Source organism: Pseudomonas putida, assembly GCF_026625125.1.
Lineage (GTDB): Bacteria > Pseudomonadota > Gammaproteobacteria > Pseudomonadales > Pseudomonadaceae > Aquipseudomonas > Aquipseudomonas putida_X.
In genome coordinates, this window is record NZ_CP113097.1 from 5,297,500 (window position 1) to 5,311,487 (window position 13,988).

The window sequence follows — 13,988 nt, forward strand, 5'->3', positions numbered from 1 at the left end:
ACTTACATCTGCGACTGCAGGTAGTTTTCCAGGCCGATGGCCTTGATCAGGCCCTGCTGCTTCTCAAGCCAGTAGGTGTGATCTTCTTCGGTATCGGCTAGCTGCGCACGCAGGATATCGCGACTGATGTAGTCCTTGTGCAGCTCGCACAGCTCAATGCCTTTGCACAAGGCGGCACGAACCTTGTACTCGAGCTTGAGGTCGGCTTCGATCATTTCCGGGACAGTGCTACCCACTTCCAGGTCATCCGCGCGCATGTCGGGGGTGCCTTCGAGCATGAGGATACGCCGCATCAGCGCATCGGCGTGCTGGGTTTCCTCTTCCATCTCATGGTTGATGCGTTCGTAGAGCTTGGACAGGCCCCAGTCTTCGTACATGCGCGAGTGAATGAAGTACTGATCGCGTGCGGCCAGTTCGCCCTTCAGCAACGTGACGAGATAATTGATTACGTCCGGGTGACCTTGCATCGCCCTGATTCTCCGTGTGGATACGTCTAATGAGACATAGTTTGAACCAGGAATTGCCCACGGTCACTGAAAAATGCGCAATCAGGAGCAAAAAATCAGGTAAACAGTAGTGATATTCATTGAAAAACCGCCCAAATGAGGGCGGTTCTTCTTATCACTTCGAGTTAGGCGAGATTCACGCCCAATACCTTGGCAATGCCTTCACCATAGGCCGGATCAGCCCTGAAGAAGTACTGCAGTTGACGTTGAATGACATCTTGACTGACACCTGCCATGGTTGCGGCGATATTGCTGATCAGCATTGCCTTTTGTTCACCGCTCATCAAGCGGAACAATGCACCGGCGTGGCTGTAGTAGTCATTGTCTTCACGGTGATCGTAGCGGTCTGCAGCGCCTTTGAGGGCCAATGCAGGTTCGCCATGGCCAGGCGACTGCTTAGGCGCATCGCCATAGCTATTGGGCTCGTAATTGGGTGCACTGCCATAGTTGCCAAACGCCATCGATCCATCACGCTGGTAGCTATTGACCGGGCAACGTGGCGCGTTGACCGGCAACTGCTGGTGGTTGGTGCCCACACGGTACCGGTGCGCATCGGCATAGGCGAAAACGCGGCCCTGCAGCATGCGGTCTGGGGACAGCCCAACGCCCGGCACCATGTTGCTCGGGCCAAACGCAGCCTGCTCGACTTCAGCGAAATAGTTGAGCGGGTTGCGGTTGAGCTCCAGGACACCCACCTCGATCAACGGATAGTCCTTCTGCGACCAGGTCTTGGTCACATCGAACGGATTTTCTTCGCGGCTGGCTGCCTCCTCCTCAGTCATGACCTGAATGCACACGGTCCAACGGGGGTAGTCTGCGCGCTCGATGGCCTCGAACAGGTCACGCTGGGCGTAGTCAGGGTCTGTACCCGCCAGGCGCGCAGCGTCGGCTGGCGTAAGGTTCTTGATACCTTGCTGGGTCTTGAAGTGCCATTTGACCCATGTGCGCTCGCCAGCAGCGCTGATCAAGCTATAGGTGTGGCTGCCGAAGCCATGCATGTGCCGGTAGCCGTCCGGAATGCCGCGATCGGAGAACAGGATGGTGACCTGGTGCAGCGCCTCAGGCGAGTGCGACCAGAAATCCCACATCATCTGAGCGTTCTTCAGGTTTGATTGCGGATGGCGCTTCTGGGTGTGGATAAAATCCGGGAACTTGAGCGGATCGCGGATGAAGAAAACCGGCGTGTTGTTGCCGACGATGTCCCAATTGCCTTCCTCGGTGTAAAACTTTACCGCAAAGCCGCGAGGATCACGCTCGGTGTCAGCCGAACCACGCTCGCCGCCGACGGTGGAAAAGCGCAGGAAGGTTTCCGTCTGCTTACCAATCGTGTCGAACAGCTTGGCCTTGGTGTACCGAGTGATGTCGTGGGTGACGGTAAACGTGCCATAGGCTCCCGAGCCTTTGGCATGTACACGCCGCTCAGGAATGTTCTCGCGGTTGAAGTGAGCGAGCTTCTCGATCAGGTGGAAATCGTCGAGCAACAACGGGCCGCGCGGGCCAGCAGAGCGGGAATTCTGATTGTCAGCTACGGGGGCACCGCTGGCGGTGGTGAGAATCTTGCTCATGGGCTCTCCATATCGGTTTGAACTGCCGGCGAATCGGCTTGGATAGGAGTATCGACGAGCGGTCGATTCAGAACAAATTCATTGCACGTGTCGTATCGATAGAAAAAAACAATTCCTATGAAAACAAAAAACCGGGCACTAGGCCCGGTTTTTTGTAGCAGACAGAACGTCTTACTCGGCAGCTTCTACAGCACCACCGACTGGACGATCAACCAGCTCGACGTACGCCATAGGCGCGTTGTCGCCAGCGCGGAAACCGCACTTCAGGATGCGCAGGTAGCCGCCCTGACGGGTGGCGTAACGCTTGCCCAGATCGTTGAACAGTTTGCCAACAGCGGACTTCGAACGGGTACGGTCGAAGGCCAGACGGCGGTTAGCAACGCTGTCTTCCTTGGCCAGGGTGATCAGCGGCTCGGCAACGCGGCGCAGTTCCTTGGCTTTCGGCAGGGTGGTTTTGATCAGCTCGTGCTCGATCAGCGACACAGCCATGTTCTGGAACATAGCTTTGCGGTGAGAGCTGGTACGGCTCAGGTGACGTCCACTTTTACGATGACGCATGATTCATTCCTTACCAAACACTACGTTCGGTGATTACGACGATCAGGCGGTCGCCTTGTCGTCTTTCTTAAGACTTGCAGGCGGCCAGTTGTCGAGGCGCATGCCGAGAGACAGACCACGAGAGGCCAGCACGTCCTTGATTTCAGTCAGGGACTTCTTGCCCAGGTTAGGAGTCTTCAACAGCTCTACTTCGGTACGCTGAATCAGGTCGCCGATGTAGTAGATGTTCTCCGCCTTGAGGCAGTTGGCCGAACGTACAGTCAGTTCCAGGTCGTCAACCGGACGTAGCAGGATCGGATCGATCTCGTCTTCCTGCTCGACTACGACAGGCTCGCTGTCACCTTTGAGGTCGACGAACGCGGCCAACTGCTGTTGCAGGATGGTCGCAGCGCGGCGGATAGCCTCTTCAGGATCCAGGGTGCCGTTGGTTTCCAGATCAATGACCAGCTTGTCCAGGTTGGTACGCTGTTCAACACGGGCGTTCTCGACCACATAGGCGATACGACGCACCGGGCTGAACGAAGCGTCCAGCTGCAGACGGCCAATGCTACGGCTTTCGTCTTCGTCGGTTTGACGGGAGTCAGCCGGCTCGTAACCGCGACCACGAGCTACAGTGAGCTTCATGTTCAGGGCGCCGTTGGACGCCAGGTTCGCGATTACGTGATCGGGGTTGACGATCTCGACATCGTGATCCAGCTGAATATCGGCAGCGGTAACCACCCCCGAACCCTTTTTCGACAAGGTCAGCGTAACTTCGTCACGACCGTGCAGTTTGATAGCCAGACCTTTAAGGTTCAACAGGATTTCAATTACGTCTTCCTGTACACCTTCGATCGCGGAGTACTCATGGAGTACGCCATCGATCTCGGCCTCGACTACTGCACAGCCAGGCATGGAGGACAACAGGATGCGGCGCAGCGCGTTGCCCAGGGTATGGCCGAAGCCACGCTCGAGAGGCTCGAGCGTGATCTTGGCGCGGGTCGGACTGACTACCTGCACATCAATATGGCGGGGAGTCAGGAACTCATTTACCGAAATCTGCATGGATGCACCTATTTTCTAGCCCTTACTTGGAGTAGAGCTCGACAATCAGGTTTTCGTTGATGTCGGCAGAGAGGTCGCCGCGAGCAGGAACGTTCTTGAAAACGCCCGACTTCTTAGCGGAATCTACGTCTACCCACTCAACGCGGCCACGCTGGGCGCACAGTTCAAGGGCTTGAACAATGCGCAGCTGGTTCGACGACTTCTCGCGAACCGCGACCACGTCACCCGGACGAACTTGGTAGGATGGAATGTTTACAGTCTTACCGTTGACGCTGATCGCTTTGTGCGAAACCAGCTGACGGGACTCGGAACGAGTCGAGCCGAAGCCCATACGGTAGACGACGTTATCCAGACGGCACTCGAGCAGTTGCAGCAGGTTCTCACCGGTTGCGCCTTTTTTCGAGGCAGCAGCTTGGTAGTAACCGCGGAACTGACGCTCCAGAACACCGTAGATACGACGGACTTTTTGTTTCTCGCGCAGCTGGGTACCGTAGTCGGACTGACGGCCACGGCGCTGGCCGTGGATACCTGGGGCTGCTTCGATGTTGCACTTCGATTCCAGAGCGCGAACGCCGCTCTTCAGGAACAGGTCGGTGCCTTCACGACGAGACAGTTTGCATTTTGGACCAATGTAACGTGCCATTCTTCTGTCTCCTGATTACACGCGGCGCTTCTTCGGCGGACGGCACCCGTTGTGCGGGATTGGCGTCACGTCGGTGATGCTGGCGATCTTGTAGCCGCAGCTGTTCAATGCACGAACGGCGGACTCACGACCTGGACCTGGACCCTTGACGTTAACGTCGAGGTTCTTAAGACCGTATTCCAGCGCAGCTTGACCAGCACGCTCAGCAGCGATCTGAGCTGCGAACGGCGTGGATTTGCGCGAACCACGGAAACCCGAGCCACCGGAGGTCGCCCAGGACAAAGCATTGCCCTGACGGTCGGTGATGGTCACGATGGTGTTGTTGAAAGACGCATGGATGTGGGCGATGCCATCAACCACTGTCTTTTTGACTTTCTTACGAGGACGAGCAGCAGGTTTTGCCATGTCTATATTCCTGGGCGATTACTTGCGGATCGGCTTACGCGGGCCCTTACGGGTGCGTGCGTTGGTCTTGGTGCGCTGACCGCGAACCGGCAGACCTTTACGATGACGCAGGCCGCGGTAGCAACCCAGGTCCATCAAGCGCTTGATCTTCATGTTGACGTCACGACGCAGGTCACCTTCGGTGGTGAACTTCGCAACTTCGCCACGCAGGGTTTCGATTTGCTCGTCGCTCAGATCCTTGATCTTAGCGGCTGGATTTACACCAGCATCTGCACAGATCTTCTGTGCAGTTGTGCGACCGACACCATAGATGTAGGTCAGCGAGATAACAGTATGCTTGTTATCTGGAATGTTGACGCCTGCAATACGGGCCATTCAGTGGGACTCCAATTGACAGCTACCTACGCCCCGGAAGCCAAGAAATAGGGCGCGAGATAATATCGCTGTAGAAACGAATAATCAACCCAGCAGCACACTAGCTGCTGGGTTTGAAACGCAGATCACACTCAGCCTTGGCGCTGTTTGTGACGCGGTTCCGCGCTGCAGATCACTCGTACGACGCCTTCGCGACGGATGATCTTGCAGTTGCGGCACAGCTTTTTCACCGATGCACGAACTTTCATTACCGACTCCTCGAACCTTAGGGGCGTATCAGCGCAGCAAACCGCTGCCACCGTAGCCTTTCAGGTTGGCTTTCTTCATCAGGGATTCGTACTGGTGCGAAACGAGGTGCGATTGTACTTGGGACATGAAGTCCATCACAACCACTACCACAATCAGCAACGAGGTCCCGCCAAGGTAGAACGGCACATTTGCTGCCACCACCAGGAACTGGGGCAGAAGGCAGACGGCCATCATGTAAAGAGCACCGAACATGGTCAAACGAGTCAGAACGCCATCAATGTAGCGCGCCGACTGCTCACCAGGACGGATACCCGGAATAAAGGCACCGGACTTCTTCAGGTTTTCCGCTACGTCTTTCGGGTTGAACATCAACGCTGTGTAGAAGAAGCAGAAGAAAATGATCCCTGCACTAAACAGCAGAATGTTCAACGGCTGACCAGGAGCGATCGACTGCGAGATGTCCTGCAGCCAGCCCATACCTTCGGACTGACCGAACCAGGCACCCAGCGAAGCCGGGAACAGCAGAATGCTGCTCGCGAAAATGGCCGGGATAACCCCCGCCATGTTCACTTTCAGCGGCAAGTGGCTGGTCTGCGCTGCAAAGACCTTACGGCCCTGCTGACGCTTGGCGTAGTGAACGGCGATACGACGCTGACCACGCTCAATGAACACCACAAAGCCGATAATCGCTACTGCCAGCAAACCGATAGCGACCAGGGCGAAAATGTTGATATCGCCTGTGCGCGCAGACTCGAAAGACTGCCCGATTGCTCTCGGAAGACCGGCAACGATACCTGCGAAGATCAACATCGAGATACCGTTGCCCACACCGCGCTCGGTGATCTGCTCACCCAGCCACATCATGAACATCGCGCCTGCCACAAACGTGGAAACCGCGACGACATGGAAGCCAAGGCCCGCAGAAAACGCCACGCCCTGGTTGGCTAGGCCAATGGACATGCCAATGGCTTGAACCAGCGCCAGAATAACGGTGCCGTAGCGGGTGTACTGGCTGATCTTGCGACGGCCAGCTTCACCTTCCTTCTTCAACTGCTCCAGTTGCGGGCTGACCGCCGTCATCAGCTGCATGATGATCGATGCCGAGATGTACGGCATGATCCCCAATGCAAAGATGCTCATGCGCTCGAGCGCGCCACCGGAAAACATGTTGAACAAGCTAAGAATGGTCCCCTCATTCTGCCGAAACAGATCCGCCAGACGGTCCGGATTGATGCCTGGAACCGGGATATGCGCACCTATCCGATAGACGATGATCGCCATGAACAGAAAGCGCAGACGAGCCCAGAGTTCCGACATCCCGCCCTTACCGAGCGAAGAGAGAGCACCTTGCTTAGCCATTTATTCCTCGAATTTGCCGCCAGCTGCTTCGATAGCCGCACGCGCACCCTTGGTGGCTGCGATACCCTTGATGGTGACTGCGCGAGTAACTTCGCCAGACAGCATGATTTTCACACGCTGAATGTGCTGGTTGATCACGTTGGCATCCTTCAGGGATTGCACGGAGATCACGTCGCCTTCCACTTTAGCCAGTTCGGACAGACGCACTTCTGCGCGATCCATGGCTTTCAGGGAAACGAAGCCGAACTTCGGCAGGCGACGGTGCAGCGGCTGTTGACCGCCTTCGAAGCCCGGAGCGATCGAACCACCCGAACGGGAGGTCTGACCTTTGTGGCCACGGCCGCCGGTCTTACCCAGACCGCTACCGATACCACGACCCGGACGATGCTTTTCGCGACGGGAACCCGGCGCTGGACTCAGATCATTGAGTTTCATCGATTAACCCTCGACGCGCAGCATGTAGTAAGCCTTGTTGATCATCCCGCGGTTCTCGGGAGTATCCTGGACTTCTACAGTGTGACCGATGCGACGCAGACCCAGACCTTTAACGCACAGTTTGTGGTTAGGGATACGGCCCGAGACGCTCTTGATCAGCGTTACTTTTACGGTTGCCATGATCAGAAGATCTCCTCAACGCTCTTGCCGCGCTTGGCAGCAATGGACTCAGGAGATTGCATGGCTTTCAGACCCTTGAAGGTGGCGTAAACCACGTTCACTGGGTTGGTCGAACCGTAGCACTTGGCCAGGACGTTCTGAACACCAGCAACTTCCAGGACAGCACGCATGGCGCCGCCGGCGATGATACCGGTACCTTCCGAAGCAGGCTGCATGTAAACCTTCGAGGCGCCGTGGGCGGCCTTGGTGGCGTACTGCAGGGTAGTGCCCTTCAGGTCAACCTGGATCATGTTGCGACGAGCAGCTTCCATGGCTTTCTGGATCGCGGCAGGTACTTCGCGCGATTTGCCACGGCCGAAGCCGACGCGACCTTTACCGTCACCCACCACGGTCAGCGCGGTGAAGGTGAAGATACGGCCGCCTTTAACGGTTTTAGCTACGCGGTTAACTTGAACCAGCTTCTCGATGTAGCCTTCGTCGCGCTTTTGATCGTTATTTGCCATAACTTAGAACTCCAGCCCGCCTTCACGAGCAGCATCAGCCAGCGCTTTGACGCGGCCATGGTACTTGAAGCCGGAACGGTCAAAGGCAACTTGAGATACACCGGCGGCTTTCGCACGCTCAGCTACCAGCTTGCCAACCTTAGTGGCCGCGTCGATGTTGCCAGTGGCGCCATCACGCAGGTCTTTGTCCAAGGTCGAGGCGCTTGCCAAAACCTTGCTGCCGTCGGCCGAAATGACCTGGGCGTAGATGTGCTGCGAGGAGCGGAACACGCACAGGCGCACGACTTCGAGTTCGTGCATCTTGAGACGTGCTTTGCGAGCGCGACGCAGTCGAGTAACTTTTTTGTCGGTCATTTGCTAGGCCCTACTTCTTCTTGGCTTCTTTACGACGGACTACTTCGTCCGCGTAACGCACACCCTTGCCTTTGTAAGGCTCTGGTGGACGGAAGTCGCGGATTTCAGCGGCCACCTGACCTACCAGCTGCTTGTCGATACCCTTGATCAGGATGTCGGTTTGGCTGGGAGTTTCAGCAGTGATACCGGCTGGCAGTTCGTAGTCCACTGGATGCGAGAAGCCCAGAGCCAGGTTCAGGACGGTGCCTTTGGCCTGTGCCTTGTAACCAACACCGACCAGCTGGAGCTTGCGCTCAAAGCCTTGGCTTACGCCCTGGACCATGTTGTTGACCAGAGCACGGGTAGTACCGGCCATGGCGCGAGCTTGCTGATCACCGTTGCGGGCGACGAAACGCAGTTCGCCGGACTCTTCGGTAACTTCAACAGACGAGTGAACGTTCAGTTCGAGAGTGCCTTTGGCACCCTTCACCGAAAGCTGCTGACCGGCGAATTTGACTTCGACACCAGCTGGCAGCTTAACGGGGTTCTTAGCGACGCGAGACATGCCTATCTCCCCTTAGAACACTGTGCACAGAACTTCGCCGCCGACACCGGCAGCGCGCGCAGCGCGGTCAGTCATCACACCTTTGTTGGTGGAGACGATAGACACGCCCAGGCCGCCACGAACTTTCGGCAGGTCTGTGACGGACTTGTACTGGCGCAGGCCAGGACGGCTGGAACGCTTCAGTTCCTCGATGACCGGACGGCCTTCGAAGTACTTGAGTTCGATCGACAGGGACGGCTTGGCCTCACCAGTAACCTGGTAGCCAGCGATGTAACCTTCGTCTTTCAGAACTTTGGCAACCGCGACCTTCAGAGTGGAGGAAGGCATGCTTACGACGGACTTTTCAGCCATCTGGGCATTACGGATGCGAGTTAGCATGTCCGCTAACGGGTCCTGCATACTCATGGGCTAGATGCTCCTGATACAAGAATTATTAGCCTTGCGGCTATCACAACCACCCAAGCAGGCAGGGTAAAACCCCAGGCTCAGGTGAGCCGGTCATTCTAGACACAAGACAGAAACGAAACAAGCCCCATGAAGGGGCTTGTTTGTTGGCGAGAACACCGGCGGTCGGAAGATCACTCCCCTTCCGCCAGCGTCACGCCTACAGCGATTACCAGGAGGCCTTGACCAGACCTGGTACGTCACCGCGCATTGCCGCTTGACGCAGCATGTTACGGCCCAGGCCGAACTTACGGTAAACACCGTGAGGACGACCGGTCAGGCGGCAACGGTTGCGCAGACGCGCAGCGCTGGCATCACGTGGCTGCTTCTGCAGAGCGACAACGGCAGCGAAACGCTCTTCAGGAGAGGCGTTCAGATTGACGATGGTCGCTTTCAGCTCAGCACGCTTTTTAGCGAACTTGGCTACCGTGAGCTGACGCTTCAGCTCGCGGTTTTTCATGCTCTTCTTGGCCATTTTCCTACTCCAATCAGTTGCGGAACGGGAATTTGAATGCACGCAGCAGAGCGCGGCCTTCGTCATCCGAACGAGCAGTGGTGGTCAGGGTGATGTCCAAACCGCGCAGAGCATCGATCTTGTCGTAATCGATTTCCGGGAAGATGATCTGCTCTTTCACGCCCATGCTGTAGTTGCCACGACCATCGAAGGACTTGGCATTCAGGCCGCGGAAGTCGCGGACCCGAGGCAGGGAGATCGCCAGCAGGCGGTCCAGGAATTCGTACATCTTTTCGCGACGCAGGGTCACCTTGACACCGATCGGCCATCCTTCACGGACTTTGAAGCCCGCGATGGATTTACGAGCGAAAGTCACAACCGGCTTTTGACCGGTGATCTTTTCCAGGTCGGCAACAGCATGCTCGATGACCTTCTTGTCGCCGATCGCTTCGCCCAGACCCATGTTCAGGGTGATCTTGGTAACGCGCGGAACTTCCATCACGTTCGACAGCTTAAGTTCTTCCTTAAGCTTAGGAGCGATTTCGTTCCGGTAAATCTCTTTCAGTCGTGCCATGGTCTTCTACCTAGCAGTGTTCAAGCATCAACCGCTTTTTGGGTCGACTTGAAGACACGAATTTTCTTACCGTCTTCTACTTTGAAACCAACGCGGTCAGCCTTGTTGGTTTCGCCATTGAAGATGGCAACGTTGGAAGCGTGCAGAGGCGCTTCTTTTTCGACGATACCGCCCTGAACGCCCGCCATCGGGTTAGGCTTGGTATGACGCTTGACCAGGTTCACACCACCGATGACCAGACGGTCGTCAGCGAGAACCTTCAGCACCTTACCGCGCTTACCTTTGTCTTTGCCGGCGATCACGATGATCTCGTCGTCACGACGAATCTTTTGCATGTCGGATCTCCTTACAGCACTTCAGGGGCGAGCGAGACGATCTTCATGAACTTCTCAGTACGAAGTTCACGGGTCACTGGCCCGAAGATGCGAGTGCCGATCGGCTCTTGCTTGGTGTTCAGCAGAACAGCAGCGTTGCCGTCGAAACGAATGATGGAACCGTCAGCGCGACGTACACCGTGACGGGTACGGACGACAACAGCGGTCATCACTTGGCCTTTTTTGACCTTACCGCGCGGAATTGCTTCCTTGACGGTTACTTTGATGATGTCACCGATGCCGGCGTAACGGCGGTGCGAACCGCCGAGCACCTTGATGCACATGACGCGACGAGCGCCGCTGTTATCGGCCACATCGAGCATGGATTGAGTCTGAATCATAAAATTTCTCCGACCCCTAGCCCTTAGACTTCAACAGCGCGTTCGAGGACTTCAACCAGTGCCCAGGACTTGGTCTTGGCCAGCGGACGGGTTTCACGGATGGAAACCTTGTCGCCGATTTTGCACTGGTTGGATTCGTCGTGCGCGTGCAGCTTAGTCGAACGCTTAACGTATTTACCGTAGATCGGGTGCTTGACGCGACGCTCGATCAGAACGGTGATGGTCTTGTCCATTTTGTCGCTGACGACACGGCCAGTCAGCGTACGGACGGTTTTTTCAGCTTCAGCCATGATCACTTACCTGCCTGCTGGTTAAGCACAGTTTTCACGCGAGCGATGTCACGCTTAACTTGCGAGAGCAGGTGCGACTGCCCCAACTGGCCAGTTGCCTTCTGCATACGCAGATTGAACTGGTCGCGCAGCAAGCCGAGCAGTTGCTCATTCAGTTGCTGTGCAGATTTTTCACGAAGTTCATTCGCTTTCATCACATCACCGTCCGCTTAACAAAGGAGGTGGCGAGAGGCAGCTTTGCAGCAGCCAGGGCGAAAGCTTCGCGCGCCAGCTCTTCAGAAACACCCTCGATCTCGTACAGGACTTTGCCTGGCTGGATCTGGGCAACCCAGTATTCCACGGAACCCTTACCTTTACCCATACGAACCTCGAGAGGCTTCTTGGAGATCGGCTTGTCCGGGAAGACACGGATCCAGATCTTACCGCCACGCTTAACGTGACGGGTCAGAGCACGACGTGCCGACTCGATCTGGCGGGCGGTGAGGCGACCGCGAGCAACAGCTTTCAAGGCGAACTCGCCGAAGCTGACTTTGCTACCGCGCAGTGCCAGACCACGGTTGTGGCCGGTCATCTGCTTGCGGAATTTTGTACGCTTTGGTTGCAACATTTGGCGTACCCCTTACTTAGCAGCTTTTTTACGAGGCGCTGGTGCTTGTGGTTTCAGTTCTTCTTGGCGACCACCAATAACTTCGCCTTTGAAGATCCAAACCTTCACACCGATCACACCGTAAGTGGTGTGAGCTTCGTAGGTGTTGTAGTCGATATCGGCACGCAGGGTGTGCAGAGGCACACGCCCTTCGCGATACCACTCGGTACGAGCAATCTCAGCACCGCCGAGACGACCGCTCACCTGGATCTTGATGCCCTTGGCACCAATACGCATGGCGTTCTGTACGGCGCGCTTCATGGCGCGACGGAACATTACGCGGCGTTCCAGCTGCTGAGCTACGCTCTGCGCAACCAGCATAGCGTCGAGTTCCGGCTTGCGGATCTCTTCGATGTTGATGTGCACAGGCACACCCATCTGCTTGGTCAGGTCCTGACGCAGCTTCTCGACATCTTCACCTTTCTTACCGATAACGATACCGGGACGAGCGGTGTGGATGGTGATGCGTGCAGTTTGAGCCGGACGATGAATATCGATACGGCTTACGGACGCGCTTTTTAGTTTGTCTTGGAGGTACTCACGCGTTTTCAGATCCTTCAAGAGGTAATCTGCGTAAGTAGCACCGTCTGCGTACCAGACGGAGGTGTGCTCCTTGACGATTCCCAGGCGAATGCCAGTGGGATGTACTTTCTGACCCATCTGATCGACTCCGTTACTTGTCCGCAACCTTGACAGTGATATGGCAAGACCGCTTGACGATGCGATCAGCACGGCCTTTGGCACGTGGCATGATGCGCTTCAGCGAACGCCCTTCGTTGACGAAGACGGTGGAGACCTTCAGGTCATCAACGTCTGCGCCTTCGTTGTGTTCGGCGTTGGCAACGGCCGACTCGAGGACTTTCTTCATGATTTCAGCGGCTTTTTTGCTGCTGAAGGCCAACAGGTTGAGCGCTTCGCCCACCTTCTTCCCGCGGATCTGGTCGGCGACCAAGCGGGCTTTCTGGGCGGAGATGCGAGCGCCCGACAACTTAGCGGCTACTTCCATTTCCTTACCCCTTAACGCTTGGCTTTCTTGTCAGCCACGTGCCCGCGATAGGTGCGGGTACCGGCGAACTCGCCCAGTTTGTGGCCGACCATGTCTTCGTTCACGAGAACTGGGACATGTTGGCGACCGTTGTGAACCGCGATGGTCAGACCGACCATTTGTGGCAGGATCATCGAACGACGCGACCAGGTTTTAACTGGCTTGCGATCATTCTTCTCCACCGCCACTTCGATCTTCTTCAGCAGGTGAAGATCGATAAAAGGACCTTTTTTCAGAGAACGTGGCACTGTCGTATCCCTCTAGTTACTTGCGACGACGGACGATCATGTTGTCGGTACGCTTATTACCACGGGTTTTAGCACCCTTGGTTGGGAAGCCCCATGGCGATACCGGATGACGACCACCGGAGGTACGACCTTCACCACCACCATGTGGGTGGTCAACCGGGTTCATGGCAACACCACGAACGGTTGGGCGAACGCCGCGCCAGCGTTTGGCACCAGCTTTACCCAGCGAGCGCAGGCTGTGCTCGGAGTTCGAGACTTCGCCCAGGGTCGCACGGCACTCAGCCAGTACTTTACGCATCTCACCGGAACGCAGACGCAGAGTCACGTAGACGCCTTCACGAGCGATCAGCTGAGCCGAAGCACCAGCGGAACGAGCGATCTGAGCACCTTTACCCGGCTTCAGTTCGATGCCGTGAATGGTGCTACCTACTGGGATATTGCGCAGCTGCAGGGAGTTACCGGCCTTGATTGGGGCCAGAGCACCTGCGATCAGCTGGTCGCCAGCACTCACGCCTTTAGGGGCGATGATGTAGCGACGCTCACCGTCTGCGTAGCACAGCAGGGCGATGTGAGCAGTACGGTTTGGATCGTATTCGATACGCTCGACAGTGGCTGGGATGCCATCTTTGTCGTTGCGACGGAAGTCGACCAGACGGTAATGCTGCTTATGACCACCACCAACGTGACGAGTGGTGATGCGGCCATTGTTGTTACGACCACCAGACTTCGATTTCTTCTCGAGCAGCGGTGCGTGAGGAGCGCCTTTGTGCAGCTCCTGGTTGACCACCTTGACCACGAAACGGCGGCCAGGGGAAGTCGGTTTGCATTTAACGATTGCCATGATGCACCCCT

Annotated in this window: 26 protein-coding genes; all 26 read right to left on the reverse strand. The window is 56.4% G+C overall.

Features of this window, described 5'->3' with window-relative positions:
• Positions 1-2: 2 nt before the first annotated feature.
• Positions 3-467 (reverse strand): bacterioferritin, encoded by a 465-nt coding sequence (gene bfr / locus OSW16_RS24375; RefSeq protein WP_012316512.1) that lies wholly within the window; start codon positions 465-467, stop codon positions 3-5.
• Between the two features lie 164 nt (positions 468-631).
• On the reverse strand, positions 632-2,071 hold the full coding sequence (locus OSW16_RS24380; protein ID WP_267819150.1) for a catalase: 1,440 nt from the start codon (positions 2,069-2,071) through the stop codon (positions 632-634).
• A 171-nt stretch (positions 2,072-2,242) separates the two neighbouring features.
• Positions 2,243-2,629 (reverse strand): 50S ribosomal protein L17, encoded by a 387-nt coding sequence (rplQ, locus tag OSW16_RS24385; protein WP_003255451.1) that lies wholly within the window; start codon positions 2,627-2,629, stop codon positions 2,243-2,245.
• A 42-nt stretch (positions 2,630-2,671) separates the two neighbouring features.
• On the reverse strand, positions 2,672-3,673 hold the full coding sequence (locus OSW16_RS24390; RefSeq protein WP_003255452.1) for a DNA-directed RNA polymerase subunit alpha: 1,002 nt from the start codon (positions 3,671-3,673) through the stop codon (positions 2,672-2,674).
• A gap of 22 nt (positions 3,674-3,695) precedes the next feature.
• Complete coding sequence (rpsD, locus tag OSW16_RS24395) at positions 3,696-4,316, reverse strand: 30S ribosomal protein S4 (RefSeq protein ID WP_012316514.1); 621 nt, start codon at positions 4,314-4,316, stop codon at positions 3,696-3,698.
• 15 nt (positions 4,317-4,331) lie between these two features.
• The gene (gene rpsK / locus OSW16_RS24400) at positions 4,332-4,721 is read right to left on the reverse strand and encodes a 30S ribosomal protein S11 (RefSeq protein ID WP_003255454.1); all 390 of its coding nucleotides are present in this window, start codon (positions 4,719-4,721) and stop codon (positions 4,332-4,334) included.
• Between the two features lie 18 nt (positions 4,722-4,739).
• Positions 4,740-5,096, reverse strand: coding sequence for a 30S ribosomal protein S13 (gene rpsM / locus OSW16_RS24405; RefSeq protein WP_012316515.1), 357 nt, complete (start codon positions 5,094-5,096; stop codon positions 4,740-4,742).
• A 131-nt stretch (positions 5,097-5,227) separates the two neighbouring features.
• Positions 5,228-5,344: a 50S ribosomal protein L36 gene (gene rpmJ, locus OSW16_RS24410; RefSeq protein ID WP_002555468.1), complete on the reverse strand. Its 117-nt coding sequence runs from the start codon at positions 5,342-5,344 to the stop codon at positions 5,228-5,230.
• A gap of 28 nt (positions 5,345-5,372) precedes the next feature.
• Positions 5,373-6,704, reverse strand: a complete 1,332-nt coding sequence (secY, locus tag OSW16_RS24415; protein WP_003255459.1) for a preprotein translocase subunit SecY — start codon at positions 6,702-6,704, stop codon at positions 5,373-5,375.
• The gene (gene rplO, locus OSW16_RS24420) at positions 6,705-7,139 is read right to left on the reverse strand and encodes a 50S ribosomal protein L15 (protein ID WP_003255461.1); all 435 of its coding nucleotides are present in this window, start codon (positions 7,137-7,139) and stop codon (positions 6,705-6,707) included.
• A gap of 3 nt (positions 7,140-7,142) precedes the next feature.
• Positions 7,143-7,319 (reverse strand): 50S ribosomal protein L30, encoded by a 177-nt coding sequence (gene rpmD, locus OSW16_RS24425; protein WP_008089798.1) that lies wholly within the window; start codon positions 7,317-7,319, stop codon positions 7,143-7,145.
• A gap of 2 nt (positions 7,320-7,321) precedes the next feature.
• The gene (rpsE, locus tag OSW16_RS24430; RefSeq protein WP_003255465.1) at positions 7,322-7,822 is read right to left on the reverse strand and encodes a 30S ribosomal protein S5; all 501 of its coding nucleotides are present in this window, start codon (positions 7,820-7,822) and stop codon (positions 7,322-7,324) included.
• A gap of 3 nt (positions 7,823-7,825) precedes the next feature.
• The gene (gene rplR / locus OSW16_RS24435) at positions 7,826-8,176 is read right to left on the reverse strand and encodes a 50S ribosomal protein L18 (RefSeq protein ID WP_008089801.1); all 351 of its coding nucleotides are present in this window, start codon (positions 8,174-8,176) and stop codon (positions 7,826-7,828) included.
• 10 nt (positions 8,177-8,186) lie between these two features.
• Positions 8,187-8,720: a 50S ribosomal protein L6 gene (gene rplF, locus OSW16_RS24440; RefSeq protein WP_009681972.1), complete on the reverse strand. Its 534-nt coding sequence runs from the start codon at positions 8,718-8,720 to the stop codon at positions 8,187-8,189.
• Positions 8,721-8,732: 12 nt separating this feature from the next.
• Positions 8,733-9,125 carry a 30S ribosomal protein S8 gene (rpsH, locus tag OSW16_RS24445; RefSeq protein ID WP_008089805.1) on the reverse strand — a complete coding sequence of 131 codons (393 nt, stop codon included), beginning with the start codon at positions 9,123-9,125 and terminating at the stop codon, positions 8,733-8,735.
• Positions 9,126-9,333: 208 nt separating this feature from the next.
• Positions 9,334-9,639, reverse strand: coding sequence for a 30S ribosomal protein S14 (gene rpsN / locus OSW16_RS24450; protein ID WP_012316516.1), 306 nt, complete (start codon positions 9,637-9,639; stop codon positions 9,334-9,336).
• Between the two features lie 13 nt (positions 9,640-9,652).
• The gene (rplE, locus tag OSW16_RS24455; protein ID WP_012316517.1) at positions 9,653-10,192 is read right to left on the reverse strand and encodes a 50S ribosomal protein L5; all 540 of its coding nucleotides are present in this window, start codon (positions 10,190-10,192) and stop codon (positions 9,653-9,655) included.
• A gap of 20 nt (positions 10,193-10,212) precedes the next feature.
• Positions 10,213-10,527 (reverse strand): 50S ribosomal protein L24, encoded by a 315-nt coding sequence (rplX, locus tag OSW16_RS24460; protein ID WP_003255476.1) that lies wholly within the window; start codon positions 10,525-10,527, stop codon positions 10,213-10,215.
• 11 nt (positions 10,528-10,538) lie between these two features.
• Complete coding sequence (rplN, locus tag OSW16_RS24465; RefSeq protein ID WP_008089810.1) at positions 10,539-10,907, reverse strand: 50S ribosomal protein L14; 369 nt, start codon at positions 10,905-10,907, stop codon at positions 10,539-10,541.
• 23 nt (positions 10,908-10,930) lie between these two features.
• Positions 10,931-11,197, reverse strand: a complete 267-nt coding sequence (rpsQ, locus tag OSW16_RS24470; RefSeq protein ID WP_008089812.1) for a 30S ribosomal protein S17 — start codon at positions 11,195-11,197, stop codon at positions 10,931-10,933.
• A 2-nt stretch (positions 11,198-11,199) separates the two neighbouring features.
• Entirely contained in the window at positions 11,200-11,391 is a 192-nt protein-coding gene (gene rpmC / locus OSW16_RS24475) for a 50S ribosomal protein L29 (protein ID WP_002555481.1), read from the reverse strand.
• Complete coding sequence (gene rplP, locus OSW16_RS24480) at positions 11,391-11,804, reverse strand: 50S ribosomal protein L16 (RefSeq protein WP_003255479.1); 414 nt, start codon at positions 11,802-11,804, stop codon at positions 11,391-11,393. The genes rpmC and rplP overlap by 1 nt, the downstream gene beginning before the upstream one ends.
• A 12-nt stretch (positions 11,805-11,816) precedes the next feature.
• The gene (gene rpsC, locus OSW16_RS24485; protein WP_003255481.1) at positions 11,817-12,503 is read right to left on the reverse strand and encodes a 30S ribosomal protein S3; all 687 of its coding nucleotides are present in this window, start codon (positions 12,501-12,503) and stop codon (positions 11,817-11,819) included.
• Positions 12,504-12,516: 13 nt separating this feature from the next.
• Positions 12,517-12,849, reverse strand: coding sequence for a 50S ribosomal protein L22 (gene rplV / locus OSW16_RS24490; RefSeq protein ID WP_003103908.1), 333 nt, complete (start codon positions 12,847-12,849; stop codon positions 12,517-12,519).
• Between the two features lie 11 nt (positions 12,850-12,860).
• Positions 12,861-13,136, reverse strand: coding sequence for a 30S ribosomal protein S19 (gene rpsS / locus OSW16_RS24495; RefSeq protein WP_010486981.1), 276 nt, complete (start codon positions 13,134-13,136; stop codon positions 12,861-12,863).
• A 16-nt stretch (positions 13,137-13,152) separates the two neighbouring features.
• Positions 13,153-13,977, reverse strand: a complete 825-nt coding sequence (gene rplB / locus OSW16_RS24500; protein ID WP_012316518.1) for a 50S ribosomal protein L2 — start codon at positions 13,975-13,977, stop codon at positions 13,153-13,155.
• Between the last annotated feature and the right edge of the window lie 11 nt (positions 13,978-13,988).

Excerpts from the sequence above, each read along its gene's own strand:
- bfr (WP_012316512.1), bottom strand. The coding sequence starts at position 467 with ATGCAAGGTCACCCGGACGTAATCAATTATCTCGTCACGTTGCTGAAG.
- OSW16_RS24380 (WP_267819150.1), bottom strand. The coding sequence starts at position 2,071 with ATGAGCAAGATTCTCACCACCGCCAGCGGTGCCCCCGTAGCTGACAAT.
- rplQ (WP_003255451.1), bottom strand. The coding sequence starts at position 2,629 with ATGCGTCATCGTAAAAGTGGACGTCACCTGAGCCGTACCAGCTCTCAC.
- OSW16_RS24390 (WP_003255452.1), bottom strand. The coding sequence starts at position 3,673 with ATGCAGATTTCGGTAAATGAGTTCCTGACTCCCCGCCATATTGATGTG.
- rpsD (WP_012316514.1), bottom strand. The coding sequence starts at position 4,316 with ATGGCACGTTACATTGGTCCAAAATGCAAACTGTCTCGTCGTGAAGGC.
- rpsK (WP_003255454.1), bottom strand. The coding sequence starts at position 4,721 with ATGGCAAAACCTGCTGCTCGTCCTCGTAAGAAAGTCAAAAAGACAGTG.
- rpsM (WP_012316515.1), bottom strand. The coding sequence starts at position 5,096 with ATGGCCCGTATTGCAGGCGTCAACATTCCAGATAACAAGCATACTGTT.
- rpmJ (WP_002555468.1), bottom strand. The coding sequence starts at position 5,344 with ATGAAAGTTCGTGCATCGGTGAAAAAGCTGTGCCGCAACTGCAAGATC.
- secY (WP_003255459.1), bottom strand. The coding sequence starts at position 6,704 with ATGGCTAAGCAAGGTGCTCTCTCTTCGCTCGGTAAGGGCGGGATGTCG.
- rplO (WP_003255461.1), bottom strand. The coding sequence starts at position 7,139 with ATGAAACTCAATGATCTGAGTCCAGCGCCGGGTTCCCGTCGCGAAAAG.
- rpmD (WP_008089798.1), bottom strand. The coding sequence starts at position 7,319 with ATGGCAACCGTAAAAGTAACGCTGATCAAGAGCGTCTCGGGCCGTATC.
- rpsE (WP_003255465.1), bottom strand. The coding sequence starts at position 7,822 with ATGGCAAATAACGATCAAAAGCGCGACGAAGGCTACATCGAGAAGCTG.
- rplR (WP_008089801.1), bottom strand. The coding sequence starts at position 8,176 with ATGACCGACAAAAAAGTTACTCGACTGCGTCGCGCTCGCAAAGCACGT.
- rplF (WP_009681972.1), bottom strand. The coding sequence starts at position 8,720 with ATGTCTCGCGTCGCTAAGAACCCCGTTAAGCTGCCAGCTGGTGTCGAA.
- rpsH (WP_008089805.1), bottom strand. The coding sequence starts at position 9,125 with ATGAGTATGCAGGACCCGTTAGCGGACATGCTAACTCGCATCCGTAAT.
- rpsN (WP_012316516.1), bottom strand. The coding sequence starts at position 9,639 with ATGGCCAAGAAGAGCATGAAAAACCGCGAGCTGAAGCGTCAGCTCACG.
- rplE (WP_012316517.1), bottom strand. The coding sequence starts at position 10,192 with ATGGCACGACTGAAAGAGATTTACCGGAACGAAATCGCTCCTAAGCTT.
- rplX (WP_003255476.1), bottom strand. The coding sequence starts at position 10,527 with ATGCAAAAGATTCGTCGTGACGACGAGATCATCGTGATCGCCGGCAAA.
- rplN (WP_008089810.1), bottom strand. The coding sequence starts at position 10,907 with ATGATTCAGACTCAATCCATGCTCGATGTGGCCGATAACAGCGGCGCT.
- rpsQ (WP_008089812.1), bottom strand. The coding sequence starts at position 11,197 with ATGGCTGAAGCTGAAAAAACCGTCCGTACGCTGACTGGCCGTGTCGTC.
- rpmC (WP_002555481.1), bottom strand. The coding sequence starts at position 11,391 with ATGAAAGCGAATGAACTTCGTGAAAAATCTGCACAGCAACTGAATGAG.
- rplP (WP_003255479.1), bottom strand. The coding sequence starts at position 11,804 with ATGTTGCAACCAAAGCGTACAAAATTCCGCAAGCAGATGACCGGCCAC.
- rpsC (WP_003255481.1), bottom strand. The coding sequence starts at position 12,503 with ATGGGTCAGAAAGTACATCCCACTGGCATTCGCCTGGGAATCGTCAAG.
- rplV (WP_003103908.1), bottom strand. The coding sequence starts at position 12,849 with ATGGAAGTAGCCGCTAAGTTGTCGGGCGCTCGCATCTCCGCCCAGAAA.
- rplB (WP_012316518.1), bottom strand. The coding sequence starts at position 13,977 with ATGGCAATCGTTAAATGCAAACCGACTTCCCCTGGCCGCCGTTTCGTG.